Origin of the sequence: Methylosinus sp. LW3 (genome assembly GCF_000527115.1) — a bacterium.
GTDB lineage: Bacteria > Pseudomonadota > Alphaproteobacteria > Rhizobiales > Beijerinckiaceae > Methylosinus.
On record NZ_AZUO01000001.1, the window covers coordinates 3,355,706 to 3,370,844 of the forward strand.

Sequence of the window (15,139 nt, forward strand, 5' to 3'; positions counted from 1 at the left end):
TCTCGAAATTAGGCCGCGTCACGCGGCTCGCGCGGCTCGCGACGGCGACGCTCGCCATGATGTTCGCGCTCACCGCCGCCGGCGGCCTGCTCGGCCAGACGCTTGTCCTGCGCCATCGGATCATGCTCGAGGATCTCGCCCTTGAAGATCCAGACCTTGATGCCGCAAGCGCCATAAGCGGTATGCGCGGTGGCGACGCCATAGTCGACATCGGCGCGCAGCGTATGCAGCGGCACGCGGCCCTCGCGATACCATTCCAGGCGCGCGATCTCCGCGCCGCCGAGACGGCCCGAGCAATTGATGCGAATGCCTTGCGCCCCAAGCCGGATCGCCGACTGCACGGCGCGCTTCATCGCGCGGCGGAAGGCGACGCGGCGCTCGAGCTGCTGAGCGATCGAATCCGCGACCAGAGTGGCCTCGACCTCGGGCTTACGCACCTCGACGATGTTGATCACCACTTCGCTGCCGGTGAGCTTGCCGACCAGCTTGCGGATCTTGTCGATATCCGCGCCCTTCTTGCCGATGACGACGCCCGGACGCGCCGAGTGAATCGTCACGCGGCACTTCTTGTGCGGACGCTCGATGATGATGCGCGACACCGCCGCCTGCTTGAGATTCTTGGCCACCGCTGCGCGAATGGCGAGATCCTCGTGCAGGAGCTTGGCGTATTCGCCCTTGCTCGCGAACCAGCGCGAGTCCCAGGTGCGGTTGACGCCGAGGCGCAGCCCGATCGGATTGACCTTCTGACCCATCGTTGGCTCCCTTTAGGCTTTCGCCGGCGTTTCGACTTCGCGGACGATGATCGTCAGATTCGCGAAGGGCTTCTCGATACGGCTCGAGCGACCGCGGGCGCGCGCCGCGAAGCGCCGCATCACCAGCGACTTGCCGACGAAGGCCTGCGCGACGATCAGATCGTCGACGTCGAGACCATGATTGTTCTCGGCGTTGGCGATGGCGCTCTCCAAGGTCTTCTTCACCTCGTGAGCGATGCGCTTGCGCGAGAACTCGAGATCGGCGAGAGCGCGATCCACCTTCTTGCCGCGGATGAGCTGGGCGAGAAGATTGAGCTTCTGCGGGGAGACGCGCAGCGTGTTGGCGACGGCTTTCGCCTCATTGTCGGCCAGCGCGCGCGGATTGCTCGGCTTGGACATGTTCGTCAGCCCCTCTTCGACTTCTTGTCCGCCGCATGACCATGGAAGGTCCGCGTCGGAGAGAATTCGCCGAACTTGTGCCCGATCATGTCTTCGCTGACAGACACCGGCACATGCTTGTGGCCATTATGCACGCCGAAGGTGAGACCCACGAACTGCGGCAGAATGGTGGAGCGGCGGCTCCAAATCTTGATGATATCGCTGCGTCCCGAGCCGCGCGCGGTCTCCGCCTTCTTCAGCAGATAGCCGTCGACGAACGGGCCTTTCCAGATAGAGCGAGCCATGGATCAGCCCTTCTTCTTCTTGGCGTGCCGCGAGGACACGATGAATTTGTCGGTCTTCTTGTTCGTGCGGGTCTTCTTGCCCTTGGTCGGCTTGCCCCAGGGCGTGACCGGATGACGGCCGCCCGAGGTGCGGCCTTCGCCGCCGCCGTGCGGATGGTCGACCGGGTTCATGGTGACGCCGCGGTTATGCGGGCGACGGCCGAGCCAGCGCGAACGACCCGCCTTGCCGAGCGAGATGTTCATGTGATCCGGGTTCGACACCGCGCCAATGGTCGCGAAGCACTGACCATGAACGAGGCGCTGCTCGCCCGAGTTCAGGCGAATGATCACATAACCCTGATCGCGGCCGACGATCTGCGCATAATTGCCCGCCGAGCGCGCGATCGCGCCGCCCTTGCCGATCTTGATCTCGACATTGTGGACGATCGTGCCGACCGGAATATTGCCGATCGGCATGGCGTTGCCAGGCTTCACATCGACCTGAGCGCCCGAGATCACCTCGTCGCCGACCGAAAGACGCTGCGGCGCGAGAATATAGGACAGCTCGTCATCCGCATAACGGATGAGCGCGATGAAGGCGGTGCGGTTCGGGTCATATTCGATCCGATCCACCTTGCCGACGACGTCGAGCTTGCGGCGCTTGAAGTCGACGAGGCGATAGGCCTGCTTGTGGCCGCCGCCGCGGAAGCGCACGGTGATGCGCCCATTGTTGTTGCGGCCGCCCTTGGACGTCTTGCCCTCGGTGAGGGTCTTGACGGGCTTGCCCTTGTAGAGATCGCTGCGGTCGACGATGACGAGCTGACGAAGGCTCGGCGTGACCGGCTTGAATGTCTTCAGCGCCATGGTTTTGTCCTCGAGCCTACCTTTAGAGTCCCGTCGTCACGTCGATCTTATGGCCTTCGGCCAGTGTGACGACCGCCTTCTTCACATCCGACTGGCGGCCGCGCACGCCCTTGAAGGCGCGCAGCTTGCCCTTGCGCAGCAGAGTATTGACGGCCTCCACCTTCACATCGAAGAGCCCCTCCACCGCCGCCTTGATCTGCGGCTTGGTGGCGGTCTTGGCGACATTGAAGACCACTTTGTTCTGCTCGGAAGCGATCGTCGCCTTCTCGGTGATGACCGGGGAGACGATCACGTCGTAATGGCGCACATCCTTGCTCATTTCAGGCGCGCCTCCAGCGCATCGATCGCCGCGCGGGTCAGCACCAGCTTCTCCCGGCGCAGAATGTCATAGACATTGACGCCCTGGACCGGCAGCACGTCGATCCGCGGCAGATTGCGCGCGGCCAGCGCGAAATTGGCCTGCGGCTCCGCGCCGTCGATAATGAGCGCGCTGGAAAGCCCGGTCTTATCGAAACCAGCCTTGAGCAGCTTGGTCTTCGGCTCGGTGAGCGAAGCGCTCTCCCAGACGATGATGGCGCCGTCCTTGGCTTTGGCCGAGAGCGCGTGCTTCAGAGCGAGAACGCGCACCTTCTTGGGCAGGTCGTGCTCATGACTGCGCACCACCGGACCGAAGGCGCGACCACCGCCGATGAATTGCGGCGCGCGCCGCGATCCATGACGAGCGCCGCCCGTGCCCTTCTGCTTATGCAGCTTCTTGCCGGTGCGGGCGATGTCCGCGCGGTTCTTCACCGCATGCGTGCCCGCCCGCCGCTTGGCGAGCTGCCAGCGGATCATGCGGAAGATGAGATCCTGTCGCGGTTCGAGCCCGAAAATCTCGTCCGCCAGCTCGATCGAGCCGGCATCCTGGCCGTCGTACGACGTGACGCTAATCTGCACCACGGCTCAGTCCTCCTTCTTGTCTTCTTGCGCGGCGGGAGCTTCCGCCAGACGGTATTTGCCGGGCTGCGGCGCGTCGGCCGGCAGCGCCCGCTTCACCGCGTCGCGCACAAAAATCCAGCCGCCGGCGTGTCCGGGCACGGAGCCCTCGACCAGCAGCAGCCCGCGCTCGACGTCGGTCTGCACGACCCGCAGATTCAGCGTGGTCACGCGGTCGACGCCCATATGCCCGGCCATTTTCTTGTTCTTGAAGGTCTTGCCCGGGTCCTGACGGCCACCGGTCGAACCATGCGAGCGATGCGAGATCGACACGCCGTGAGTGGCGCGCAGACCACCGAAGTTCCAGCGCTTCATCGCGCCGGCGAAGCCCTTGCCGATGGTCGTGCCGGTCACGTCGACGAACTGGCCGACGACAAAATGATCGGCCGTGATCTCGGCGCCGACGGGAAGCAGCTCCGTCTCCTCGACGCGAAACTCGGCGAGCTTCAGCTTCGGCTCGACCTTGGCGACGGCGAAACGGCCGCGCTCGGCCTTGGAGACGTTCTTCACCTTGGCGTGGCCGATGCCGAGCTGCACGGCCGTGTAGCCGTTCTGCTCCTTGGTCCGATGGGCGACGACTTGGCAGCCGTCGAGCTTCAGCACCGTGACCGGCACATGCTCGCCCGCTTCGGTGAAAACGCGGGTCATTCCGACCTTTTGCGCGATGACGCCAGACCGCATGATCTCTTCCTTCGAAAGGCGCATCGCTCTCGTCGCGAGAGGCGCCCGGTTCATTTTTATTAGAGCTTGATTTCGACGTCGACGCCGGCGGCGAGATCGAGCTTCATCAGCGCGTCCACCGTTTGCGGGGTCGGATCGACGATATCGAGCACGCGCTTGTGAGTCCGGATTTCGAACTGCTCACGCGATTTCTTGTCGATGTGCGGCGAACGGTTCACCGTGAACTTCTCGATCTTCGTCGGCAGCGGGATCGGACCACGCACCTGAGCGCCCGTGCGCTTGGCGGTGGAGACGATCTCTTTCGTCGACGTATCGAGAATCCGGTGATCGAACGCCTTCAGGCGAATCCGGATATTCTGTCCGTTCATCAGCGTCTTCCTCTTGGACCGCGAGCCGCGGCGCGCTCTGGGCCGCGAGCCGCGAGGGCTCGCAGGCCGTTTCTCGAATGCGAGGCGAGACGCCCCGCGGTCCAAATTCCTTATTCGATGATCGAGGCGACGACGCCGGCGCCGACGGTGCGGCCGCCTTCGCGGATGGCGAAGCGCAGCTTCTCCTCCATGGCGATCGGAACGATGAGGTTCACCTCCATCGCCACATTATCGCCCGGCATCACCATCTCGACGCCCTCGGGGAGCGTCACAATGCCGGTCACATCCGTCGTGCGGAAGTAGAACTGCGGACGATAGTTGGTGAAGAACGGCGTATGACGGCCGCCCTCTTCCTTCGTCAGAATATAGGCTTCCGCCTTGAACTTGGTGTGCGGCTTCACCGAGCCGGGCTTCGACAGAACCTGGCCGCGCTCCACGTCCTCGCGCTTGGTGCCGCGCAGCAGCGCGCCGATATTGTCGCCCGCCTCGCCCTGATCGAGCAGCTTGCGGAACATTTCCACGCCCGTCACCGTCGTCTTGATCGTCGGGCGAATGCCGACGACCTCGACTTCCTCGCCGACCTTGACAATGCCGCGCTCGACGCGGCCCGTCACCACCGTGCCGCGGCCAGAGATCGAGAACACGTCCTCGACCGGCATCAGGAAGGGCTGATCCTTCGGACGCTCCGGCTGCGGGATGTATTCGTCGACCGTCTGCATCAGCTTCAGGATCGCGTCATGGCCGATCTCGGGCGTCTTGTTCTCGAGCGCCGCCAGGGCCGAGCCCTTGGTGATCGGAATATCGTCGCCGGGGAACTCGTATTTCGACAGCAGCTCGCGAACCTCGAGCTCGACGAGCTCGAGCAGTTCCGGATCGTCGACCATGTCGACCTTGTTCAGGAACACGACGAGCGCCGGCACGCCGACCTGGCGGGCGAGCAGGATGTGCTCGCGGGTCTGCGGCATCGGGCCGTCGGCGGCGGAGACGACGAGGATGGCGCCGTCCATCTGCGCGGCGCCGGTGATCATGTTCTTCACATAATCGGCGTGGCCGGGGCAGTCGACATGGGCGTAATGGCGATTGGCGGTCTCATACTCGACGTGCGCCGTCGAGATGGTGATGCCGCGGGCGCGCTCTTCCGGGGCCTTGTCGATCTGGTCATAGGCCGTGAAGGTCGCGCCGCCCGTCTCGGCCAGAACCTTGGTGATCGCCGCCGTCAGCGACGTCTTGCCATGGTCCACGTGACCGATCGTGCCGATGTTGCAATGCGGCTTCGTGCGTGAGAATTTTTCCTTGGCCATGGCCACACTCCTTTAGAGACTGATTCCGCGACGTTGAGACGATCAGGCGTATTTCGCCTGAACCTTCTTCGACTCCGCCTCGGGGACCTGGTCGTAGTGGTCGAATTGCATCGTGTAGTTCGCGCGTCCCTGGGTGAAGGAACGCAGCTGATTGACATAGCCGAACATATTGGCGAGCGGCACCATCGCATCGACGACGACCGCATTGCCGCGCATGTCCTGACCCTGGATCTGCCCGCGCCGCGAGTTGATGTCGCCGATGACCGAGCCCGTATATTCCTCGGGCGTCACCACCTCGACCTTCATGATCGGCTCGAGCAGCACCGAGCCGCCCTTCTGCAGCGCGTCGCGGAAGGCGGCGCGCGAAGCGATTTCGAAGGCGAGCACCGACGAGTCGACGTCGTGGAAGCCGCCGTCGATCAGCGTCGCCTTGACATCGACGACCGGGAAGCCCGCGAGAATGCCGGATCCCATCACGCTGTTGATGCCCTTCTCGACGCCGGGGATATATTCCTTCGGCACCGAGCCGCCGACGATCTTCGACTCGAAGACATTGCCGGCGCCGGCTTCGTTCGGCTCGAAAATAATGATGACGCGGGCGAACTGGCCCGTGCCGCCGGTCTGCTTCTTATGCGTGTAGTCGATCTCGACGCGCTTCGTCAGCCGCTCGCGATAAGCGACCTGCGGCGCGCCGATATTGGCGTCGACCTTATAGGTGCGCTTCAGAATATCGACCTTGATGTCGAGATGCAGCTCGCCCATTCCCTTCAGAATGGTCTGGCCGCTCTCCTGATCGGTCGAGACGCGGAAGGACGGGTCCTCGGCGGCGAGCTTCTGGAGCGCGATGCCGAGCTTCTCCTGATCGGCCTTCGACTTCGGCTCGATGGCGATCTCGATGACCGGCTCCGGGAACTCCATGCGCTCCAGAATCGCCGGCTTCAGCATGTCGCAGAGCGTGTCGCCGGTGCGGGTCTCCTTGAGGCCAGCGAGAGCGACGATGTCGCCCGCAAAGGCTTCCTTGATGTCCTCGCGGTTATTGGCGTGCATCAGCAGCATGCGGCCGACGCGCTCTTTCTTGTCTTTGGTCGAGTTGAGCACGGTCGTGCCCGAGTCGATCTTGCCGGAATAGACGCGGCAGAAGGTGATGGTGCCGACGAAGGGGTCGTCCATGATCTTGAAGGCGAGCATGGAGAAAGGCTCGCTATCGGACGGATTGCGCACCAGCTCGTCGCCCGTGTTCATATCGACGCCCTTGATCGCCTCGCGATCGACGGGCGACGGCAGATAGTCGACAACGGCGTCGAGCAAAGGCTGCACGCCCTTGTTCTTGAAGGCCGAGCCGCAGAACACCGGATGGAACGCGGTATAACGCACAGCCTTGCGGACGAGGCGCTTCAGCGTCTCTTCGCTCGGCTCCTGGCCGTCGAGATAGGCGGCCATGGCGTCGTCGTCGAGCTCGACCGCCGCCTCGATCAGCGTGGTGCGATACTCTTTCGCCTTTTCGACGAGATCGGCCGGGATCTCTTCGTCGTGATATTTCGCGCCGAGACCCTCGTCGTCCCAGACCACCGCCTTCATGCGGACCAGATCGACAATGCCCTTGAACAGATTCTCAGAGCCGATCGGCAGCTGCAGGCAGACCGGCTTGCCGCCGACCTTGGTGACGATATCGTCGACGCAGCGATAGAAATCGGCGCCGATCTTGTCCATCTTATTGACGAAGACGACGCGCGGAACCGCATATTTGTCGGCCTGACGCCACACGGTCTCGGTCTGCGGCTCGACGCCCTGATTGCCGTCGAGAACGCAGACGGCGCCGTCGAGCACGCGCAGCGAACGCTCCACCTCGATGGTGAAGTCGACGTGGCCGGGCGTGTCGATGATGTTCAGGCGCTTGCCGTTCCAGAAGGTCGTCGTCGCGGCGGAGGTGATCGTGATGCCGCGCTCTTGCTCCTGCTCCATCCAATCCATCGTCGCGGCGCCTTCATGCACCTCGCCGATCTTATGGCTCTTGCCGGAGTAATAGAGAATACGCTCCGTCGTCGTCGTCTTGCCCGCGTCGATGTGGGCCATGATGCCGAAGTTGCGATAGTCTTCGATGGGATGGCTACGGGGCATTTGAGATGTCCTCGATCAGAGGGCGACGAAAAGGGTTACCAGCGATAGTGCGAGAAGGCGCGGTTCGCTTCCGCCATGCGGTGCGTGTCCTCGCGCTTCTTCACCGCATTGCCGCGGTTGTTGGAAGCGTCGAGCAGCTCCGCCGAAAGACGATCGACCATCGTCTTGTCGTTGCGGGCGCGCGCCGCCGTGATGATCCAGCGGATCGCCAGCGCCTGACGGCGCTCGTTGCGAACCTCGACCGGCACCTGATAGGTGGCGCCGCCGACGCGCCGCGAGCGAACCTCGATGGCCGGCGCGACATTCTCGAGCGCCGATTTGAACACCTGCAGAGGATCGCTCTTGGCCTTGGCCTCGATGATGTCGAAGGCTCCGTAGACGATCGCCTCGGCGACCGACTTCTTGCCGTCGTACATGATCGAGTTCATGAACTTGGTGACGACGGAATCGCCGAACTTGGCGTCCTCGATGATTTCCCGCTTCTCGGCGCGATGGCGACGCGACATGTCTCTCGCTCCTTACTTCGGACGCTTCGCGCCGTATTTCGAACGGCGTTGCTTACGATCCTTGACGCCCTGCGTGTCGAGCACGCCGCGCAGAATGTGATAGCGGACGCCCGGAAGGTCCTTCACGCGGCCGCCGCGGATCATGACCACCGAGTGCTCCTGGAGGTTATGGCCCTCGCCGGGGATGTAGCCGATGACCTCGAAGCCATTGGTCAGGCGCACCTTGGCGACCTTACGGAGAGCCGAGTTCGGCTTCTTCGGCGTCGTCGTATAGACGCGCGTGCAGACGCCGCGCTTCTGGGGGCAGGCCCCGAGATGGCGGGACTTCTCGCGGTAGGTCTTCGGTTGCCGCGGCTTGCGGATCAACTGGCTGATCGTCGGCATTCCAGTTCCTTCGCTCCAGATCCTGAGCGCTCGTCCTCGCGCGCCCGGCGAATTGGCGAATAATAGATACCCCGCTCGCATTCGCTAGAACGCAAGCGAGCTGAGCGCCCTCGGCCCTCCGGCCCAAGGCGCTCCTCATGCAGAGGACCCCGTTTCCGGGGTCGTGCCTTCCTGGAGGACGCTCGCGCGCCCCATGATTACCAACTGCTTGGCAGTCTCAGGTGAGGCCGACAGCGTTTAAGTTCGAAGGGTTGCGAGCGCGGCGCTTGCAACGACGTGAACTTACTGCCTGTCGAAAGTGGGCGGAACCTAATGGCGCGTTACCGCCGCGTCAAGCGCAGATTGTGTCATGTAGAAGAAAATTAGTGGTTCGCGGAAATGGAGGCGAAAGCCGCGCCTTAGAGAGAACGCGAGCGCAGGCGCGCCCTATTCCCTCCGCGGAAAAGACCGGCTATCGCTGCGGCCATTCCCTTACGAGAAAGAGCCGCACGATGAAACTCCCCAACCAATTCTATCGCCCGCTCGCCATTGGCGCGCCGCCGCCCTTGCGCGAGCTTCCGGTGAAGGTCGAGCGGATGATCCATTTCGTCCCGCCCCATTTGGAGAAGCTGCGCGCCAAGGTGCCCGAGCTCGTCCGCCAAGTGGACGTTGTGCTCGGCAATCTCGAGGACGCCATTCCCGCCGACGCCAAGGAAGCCGCCCGCAAAGGCTTCATCGAGATGGCGAAGTCGACGGAGTTCGGCTCCACCGGCCTGTGGACGCGCATCAATTCATTGAACTCGCCCTGGATTCTCGACGATCTGATCGAGATCGTCGCCGCCGTCGGCAATAAGCTCGATGTGGTGATGTTGCCCAAGGTCGAAGGGCCGTGGGACATTCACTATCTCGATCAGCTGCTCGCGCAGCTCGAAGCCCGCAATGGCGTGACCAAGCCGATTCTCATTCACGCCATCCTCGAGACGGCCGAGGGCGTGAAGAATGTGGACGCCATCGCCGCAGCGAGCCCGCGCATGCATGGCATCAGCCTCGGCCCGGCCGATCTCGCCGCCTCGCGCGCGATGAAGACGACGCGCGTCGGCGGCGGCCATCCCGATTATCGCGTGCTGGCGGACGCCGATCCGGGCCAGGGGCTGCGCCCGTCCTATCAGCAGGATTTGTGGCACTACACCATCGCCAAGATGGTCGACGCCTGCGCCTCGGCGGGCATCAAGGCGTTTTATGGCCCGTTCGGCGATTTCTCCGATTCGCCGGCCTGCGAATCGCAGTTCCGCAACGCCTTCCTGCTCGGCTGCGCGGGCGCCTGGTCGCTGCATCCGACGCAGATCGCCATCGCCAAGCGCGTCTTCTCGCCCGATCCGGCGGAAGTGGCCTTCGCTCGCCGCGTGCTGGAGGCGATGCCGGACGGCACGGGCGCGGTGATGATCGACGGCCGCATGCAGGACGACGCCACCTGGAAACAGTGCAAGGTCGTCGTCGATCTCGCCCGTCAGGTCGCCGCCAATGATCCGGATTATGCGGCGATCTACGGTTTCTGAGCCCTGCGCGCGGGCGGCCGGCCGCCCGCGCTTTACAGCGTTGACGCCAATGGCGGCGCTGCGCTACCGTTTCTATCGGTATGAAGCGTAACAGATGGCGTCGATCGATATGACGAGAGAATGTAGCGCCAAATTCACGATCGGGCAGGTCGTCAAGCACCGTCGCTATCCGTTTCGCGGCGTGATCTACGACGTCGATCCCGAATTCGCCAATACGGAAGAATGGTGGCTGTCCATTCCGGAGGAAGTCCGGCCGCGCAAGGATCAGCCCTTCTACCATTTATTCGCCGAGAATTCGGAGACGGAATACGTCGCCTATGTCTCGGAGCAGAATCTCCTGCCCGACAATTCCGGCGATCCGGTGCGCCATCCGCAGGTCGAGGAGACCTTCGAGCGCTCCTCCGACGGCTATTATCGCGTGAAGTCGGCCAAGCGGCACTGAGAGACGGCCGCTAGAGAGGCGTCGTTGCTCTGGATTCCCGGTCGGGCCTGCGGCCTGCCGGGCGTGACGGCGTCATCGCGATTTCGAACCCACTTCCGTCATTGCGAGCGAAGCGAAGCAATCCAGAGCCGCTGGGCGGCCCCTGGATTGCTTCGTCGTCGCTGCGCTCCTCGCAATGACGGCCGAGGGGACGAGCCCCGGCGCTCGCCCCCATCGGGAGATCGAAACGCCGGCGCCTGCGAATGTCACTTCCCGGCGGGCGCGGCCGGCTTCTGCTGGCTCTCGAGCTTCTTGCGCTCTTCGTCGGCCTTCTTCTGCAGCTCTTCCTGCAGCTTCTTCTGCTGCTCCTCGAGCACCTTGGGGTCGACGGGCGGGCCGTCATAGGACTTGCCGAAACCCGTCAGCGGCAGAAGGAAGGTCACTTCATTGTTGACCTGATTCTTGACCACTATGGTCATCTTGTCGGCTTTCTTCATCTGGTCGATGAGCGCCGTCTTGACCTTGGCCTGCGCGAAGCAGCCATTGGGGAAGCAGATCTCGAACTCGCCGGCGTCCAGCGCGCCGGCGCCGACGGCGAAGCGGAAGCCCGGCTTCAGCAGCAAGCCCGGCGGCAGCAGCAGACGGATGATCTTGCTGTCGTCGCCCTTGGGGTCATAGACGGCGAGCGCCAGCAGAGGCTGATCGGCCTGAGCGCCGAAATCGCGCGTCGTGTAGCAGATTTCCTTCTTCGACTGCTGATCCGCGCCGCAGACCTTGGTCCACTCCGGCTGCACGGGGACGAGATCGGCCTTGATCGGCCCTTGCGGAGCCTGCTGCTGCGCGGGCGCGCCCGGCTGCGCCGGAGCGGTGGGGGCAGGGGCTGGAGCCGCGGGCCTTGGGGCCGGCTTCTGCTGAGCCTGCGCCACGCCCGCCGAAACGAGGAGAGCCCCCGTCAGAACCGCAGCGACGATCCGCGGAAATTGAATTGGCATAAGTCGTCCTTTCGAGTAGTGCACGATCGAGTGGGCGCACGGGGCGTCATTCGCGCGAGGAAAGAGCCTCTTACCTCCCCGTCCTCGGTCTTCGCCCTGGGACGGGGCGAAAGGTAGACGGCTAGCCTCATACAAAATCGACGCGCCGAATTCCAGCGGCCTGCGCGAGCCTCGAGCGAGACCGCCCCGCGCCGGGAGACGAGACGCCCAAGCCTATGCAGCCCTCGTATTTCCAAGAACATATGTGAATACCCCGAGTCCGTCGGAGACGTCTTGTCCCGGTCCACCCGCCCTGGAATATGGTCCACCCATGACGATTCGAGCGATTCGCGCCGCAATTCTCGCCACGCTTTTCCCCTTGTTCTTCGCAGGGGCGCAAGGCGCGAGCGTCATCGCCGCCGAGAGCCACGGCCTCGCCATGCATGGCGAGCCGGCTCTGCCGGCCGATTTCGATCATCTCCCCTATGCCGATCCGCAGGCCAAGCCGGGCGGACGGCTGCGAATCGGCCTGCAGGGCGCCTTCGACAGCCTCAATCCCTTCAACCTCAAGGCCGGCTCCACCGCGCAAGGGCTCGAGGGCAATGTCATTCAGCGGCTGATGGCGCGCTCGCTGGACGAGCCCTTCACCGTCTATGGCGTGCTGGCGCGCTCGATCGAGGTCGATGATTCGCGCGAGCATGTGACCTTTCGTCTCGACCCGCGCGCCCGCTTCTCCGATGGCGCGCCGCTGACCTCGGCGGATGTGCGCTTCTCCTTCGATCTGCTGAAGGCCAAGGGCCGCCCGCAGCAGCGCAGCGCCTATGGGCTGGTGAAGCGCGTCGAGACGCCGGACGCGCAGACGATCAGCTTCGATCTCACCGGCGCCAATGATCGCGAGCTGCCGCTGATCCTCGGCTTTTTGCCGGTGCTGCCGAAGCACGCGACCGATGTCGAGCATTTCACCGACGCCACGCTGAAGCCGCCGATCGGCTCCGGCCCCTATGTGGTCGAGGAGGTGGAGCCCGGCGCGCGGCTCGTGCTGAAGCGCGATCCCGCCTATTGGGGCAAGGACCTGCCCATGCAGCGCGGGCTCTATAGTTTCGATCAGATCGACGTGAATTATTTCCGCGACGCCAATTCTCTGTTCGAGGCTTTCAAGGCCGGCGTCGTCGATTATCGCGAGGAGGCGAACACCACGCGCTGGGCCAGCGGCTATGATTTCCCCGCCGTGCGCGACGGGCGCGTCGCCGTGGAGACTCTGCCGAGCCCCGGCCCCAAAGGCATGGAAGGCTTCGTCTTCAACACGCGGCGGCCGATGTTCCAGGACGCGCGGCTGCGCGAGGCGCTGGGCCTGATGTTCGATTTCGAATGGATCAACGCCAATCTCTATTCCGGCCTCTACACGCGCACCAAGAGCTTCTTCGACGAATCGGAGCTCGCCTCCACCGGCCGCCCGGCGAGCGAGGCGGAGCGCGCGCTGCTCGCCCCCTTCCCCGGCGCCGTGCGCGAGGACATTCTGGAAGGGCGCTGGCGCCCGCCCGTCCATGACGGCACCGGCCGCGACCGCGAGCCCGCCCGCCGCGCGCTGGAGCTGCTCGGCGAGGCCGGCTACAAGCTCGTCGACAATCGGCTGGTGAAGAACGGCGATCCCCTCTCCTTCGAGATCATGGTCGCCAATCGCGATCAGGAGCGTCTGGCTCTGTTCTTCGTCTCCTCGCTGCAGCGCATCGGCGTGACGGCGAGCGTGCGCCTCGTCGACGAGGTGCAATATCAGCGTCGCCGGCAAAAGTTCGAATTCGACGTGATGTTCGGAACCTGGACCGCCTCCGCCTCGCCCGGCAATGAGCAGCGCATGCGCTGGGGCTCCGCAAGCGCCACGCAAGAAGGCTCCTATAATCTCGCGGGAGCCTCCTCTCCGGCGATAGACGCGCTCATCGCAGCGCTGCTGTCTGCGCGCGGGCGCGAGGATTTCGTCGCCGCCGTGCGCGCCTACGACCGCGCGCTACTCTCCGGTTTTTACATCGTGCCGCTCTATCACTCCTCGACGCAATGGATCGCTCACTCGACGAAAATCGCGAGGCCGTCGAAATTGCCCCGCCACTCTCCCTTGTTTGGCGCCACGCTCGAAACTTGGTGGAGGACGGAGCCGTGACGCTCGCCGATAGTTCCGGCCGCGCGCTCTCCCGCGCGCATCCGCTGACCATGTTCGGCCTCGACGCGCTGATCGCCGGCGCGGCGCGGCTGCGCCCCATGCGCCTCGCCGCCGCCGACGCCTCGACCGGCGCGGCGATCGACCACGCCGAGCTCGACCGCCGCGTCGCCGCCTTTCGCGCCGATCTGCGCAGCTTCGATTTTCAGCCCGGCGAGCGCATCATGCTCTTCGCCGCGCCGACCAGCGCGACTCTGATCGCGCTCATCGGAATCATCTCCGCCGGCCTCGAGCCCGTGGCGGCGCCGCTCGGCCTCTCGGTCGGCGCGCTGGCGGCGGGCGCGCGCGCCGTCGCGGCAGCGGCGCTCATCGCGCCGGCCTCGATCGGCGGCGAGAGCCTCGAGGAGCTGGTCTTCGGCGTCGCCTCGCAAGCGCCTTCGATAAGGCTCATCGGCTCGCTCGACGGAACCATAGACGGCGCAGTCGATTTCGGTCCGCGCTCGCGCAGCGAGAATGATTCGTCCGCCTCGACGCGCGCCGCGCCGGGCAAAAAAGTGCTGATCGCCGCGCTGGACCAATATGGCGCGCCACATTTCCACGAGCAGGCGGGACTCGTCTCCAGCGGCCTCGGCCTCATCGCCAAGGCGCATGTCAATGGCTCGGCGCCTCTGCTGTCGCTGGTCTCCCCGGGCTCGATCGGCGGCCTCGTCGCCGGGCCGCTCGCCGCGCTGCTCTCCGGCGCAGCGCTGCATTTCCTCGCGCCTTTCGACGGCGCCGATTTCCTCGCGACGCTCGACGCGCTCGGCCCGCTGCGCCTCGTCGCGCCGCGCGCGGCGATGGCTGATCTCGATGCGGCCGGCCTGCTGACGAGCGGCGCGCTGCTCGCCTGCGTCGCCGTCCATCGCGCCGGCGAGGACGAGCCCGCCTTCGAGCCCTCGCATCCCTATTCCTGCCCGATCATCGAGATCGGCGCGGACGGCGCCCTCCGTGCGCCCGCGCGCCCCGTGGCAGGCCGCGCCGCTTACTGAGCGAGGCGGCTCGAGGTCGCCGCGTCCCGCGCGCCGCCGCAGCAGCGCGCGATCGCTTCCGCGAACAGCGTTTCCTGCGGCGCCGCTTCGGCGAAGAGCGTCATGGAGGATTTGAATTTGAGATCGTCCGGCGCGCCGAAAACCCCGGCGAGCGGACGCTTTGCGGCGAGAACCAGACGCGTGCAGGCGCGCAGCCTCTCGCCCAAAATCTCATGCGCGAGAAACGCGCGCGCCTCCGCCGCCGAGCGGATCGCATAGCGCATCGCCATAGGGCTGGAGCCCAGCCCCTCGATCTGCGGAAAGACGAACCACATCCAATGCGTTCGCTTGCGCCCGGCGGCGAGCTCCGCCATCGCCGCCTCGATGACGGGAGCCTGCGCCTCGATGAAACGGCGTAGATCGAAGGGATCGTCGTCCGACATGC

The 15,139-nt window shown here is 64.7% G+C and carries 18 protein-coding genes; 4 read left to right on the plus strand and 14 right to left on the minus strand.

Features of this window, described 5'->3' with window-relative positions:
* Nucleotides 1–8: 8 nt before the first annotated feature.
* The 12 genes from rpsC to rpsL form a co-directional block, all read right to left on the minus strand.
* Nucleotides 9–752, minus strand: a complete 744-nt coding sequence (gene rpsC, locus METLW3_RS0116800) for a 30S ribosomal protein S3 (protein WP_024881006.1) — start codon at nt 750–752, stop codon at nt 9–11.
* 12 nt (nt 753–764) lie between these two features.
* Nucleotides 765–1,151 carry a 50S ribosomal protein L22 gene (gene rplV / locus METLW3_RS0116805; RefSeq protein ID WP_018266635.1) on the minus strand — a complete coding sequence of 129 codons (387 nt, stop codon included), beginning with the start codon at nt 1,149–1,151 and terminating at the stop codon, nt 765–767.
* A gap of 5 nt (nt 1,152–1,156) precedes the next feature.
* Nucleotides 1,157–1,435 carry a 30S ribosomal protein S19 gene (gene rpsS / locus METLW3_RS0116810; RefSeq protein WP_024881007.1) on the minus strand — a complete coding sequence of 93 codons (279 nt, stop codon included), beginning with the start codon at nt 1,433–1,435 and terminating at the stop codon, nt 1,157–1,159.
* Between the two features lie 3 nt (nt 1,436–1,438).
* Complete coding sequence (gene rplB, locus METLW3_RS0116815) at nt 1,439–2,278, minus strand: 50S ribosomal protein L2 (protein ID WP_024881008.1); 840 nt, start codon at nt 2,276–2,278, stop codon at nt 1,439–1,441.
* A 22-nt stretch (nt 2,279–2,300) separates the two neighbouring features.
* Entirely contained in the window at nt 2,301–2,597 is a 297-nt protein-coding gene (locus METLW3_RS0116820; protein WP_024881009.1) for a 50S ribosomal protein L23, read from the minus strand.
* Entirely contained in the window at nt 2,594–3,214 is a 621-nt protein-coding gene (gene rplD / locus METLW3_RS0116825) for a 50S ribosomal protein L4 (RefSeq protein WP_024881010.1), read from the minus strand. The genes METLW3_RS0116820 and rplD overlap by 4 nt, the downstream gene beginning before the upstream one ends.
* 6 nt (nt 3,215–3,220) lie before the next feature.
* Nucleotides 3,221–3,934 carry a 50S ribosomal protein L3 gene (gene rplC / locus METLW3_RS0116830; protein ID WP_024881011.1) on the minus strand — a complete coding sequence of 238 codons (714 nt, stop codon included), beginning with the start codon at nt 3,932–3,934 and terminating at the stop codon, nt 3,221–3,223.
* 59 nt (nt 3,935–3,993) lie between these two features.
* Nucleotides 3,994–4,302, minus strand: coding sequence for a 30S ribosomal protein S10 (gene rpsJ / locus METLW3_RS0116835; protein ID WP_003613511.1), 309 nt, complete (start codon nt 4,300–4,302; stop codon nt 3,994–3,996).
* 110 nt (nt 4,303–4,412) lie between these two features.
* Nucleotides 4,413–5,603 carry an elongation factor Tu gene (gene tuf / locus METLW3_RS0116840; RefSeq protein WP_024880023.1) on the minus strand — a complete coding sequence of 397 codons (1,191 nt, stop codon included), beginning with the start codon at nt 5,601–5,603 and terminating at the stop codon, nt 4,413–4,415.
* 42 nt (nt 5,604–5,645) lie between these two features.
* A complete protein-coding gene (fusA, locus tag METLW3_RS0116845) occupies nt 5,646–7,721 on the minus strand; it encodes an elongation factor G (protein WP_024881012.1) in 2,076 nt (691 codons plus the stop codon).
* A gap of 35 nt (nt 7,722–7,756) precedes the next feature.
* Nucleotides 7,757–8,227 (minus strand): 30S ribosomal protein S7, encoded by a 471-nt coding sequence (gene rpsG / locus METLW3_RS0116850; protein WP_018266642.1) that lies wholly within the window; start codon nt 8,225–8,227, stop codon nt 7,757–7,759.
* Nucleotides 8,228–8,239: 12 nt separating this feature from the next.
* On the minus strand, nt 8,240–8,611 hold the full coding sequence (rpsL, locus tag METLW3_RS0116855) for a 30S ribosomal protein S12 (protein WP_003610013.1): 372 nt from the start codon (nt 8,609–8,611) through the stop codon (nt 8,240–8,242).
* A gap of 491 nt (nt 8,612–9,102) precedes the next feature.
* Here rpsL and METLW3_RS0116860 point away from each other — a divergent pair, with 491 nt between their 5' ends.
* Nucleotides 9,103–10,146, plus strand: a complete 1,044-nt coding sequence (locus METLW3_RS0116860) for a CoA ester lyase (RefSeq protein WP_024881013.1) — start codon at nt 9,103–9,105, stop codon at nt 10,144–10,146.
* A gap of 109 nt (nt 10,147–10,255) precedes the next feature.
* Nucleotides 10,256–10,588, plus strand: a complete 333-nt coding sequence (gene hspQ / locus METLW3_RS0116865) for a heat shock protein HspQ (RefSeq protein WP_024881014.1) — start codon at nt 10,256–10,258, stop codon at nt 10,586–10,588.
* Nucleotides 10,589–10,833: 245 nt separating this feature from the next.
* Here the strand turns inward: hspQ and METLW3_RS0116870 are convergent, their stop codons facing one another.
* Complete coding sequence (locus METLW3_RS0116870; RefSeq protein WP_024881015.1) at nt 10,834–11,559, minus strand: invasion associated locus B family protein; 726 nt, start codon at nt 11,557–11,559, stop codon at nt 10,834–10,836.
* A gap of 310 nt (nt 11,560–11,869) precedes the next feature.
* Between METLW3_RS0116870 and METLW3_RS0116875 the strand changes: the two genes are divergently transcribed.
* Entirely contained in the window at nt 11,870–13,690 is a 1,821-nt protein-coding gene (locus METLW3_RS0116875; protein WP_024881016.1) for an extracellular solute-binding protein, read from the plus strand.
* Nucleotides 13,687–14,715: an AMP-dependent synthetase gene (locus METLW3_RS0116880; protein ID WP_245267391.1), complete on the plus strand. Its 1,029-nt coding sequence runs from the start codon at nt 13,687–13,689 to the stop codon at nt 14,713–14,715. The genes METLW3_RS0116875 and METLW3_RS0116880 overlap by 4 nt, the downstream gene beginning before the upstream one ends.
* Here METLW3_RS0116880 and METLW3_RS0116885 read toward each other — a convergent pair.
* Complete coding sequence (locus tag METLW3_RS0116885) at nt 14,709–15,137, minus strand: DUF1810 domain-containing protein (RefSeq protein WP_024881018.1); 429 nt, start codon at nt 15,135–15,137, stop codon at nt 14,709–14,711. The two genes, METLW3_RS0116880 and METLW3_RS0116885, sit on opposite strands and share 7 nt — an antisense overlap.
* Between the last annotated feature and the right edge of the window lie 2 nt (nt 15,138–15,139).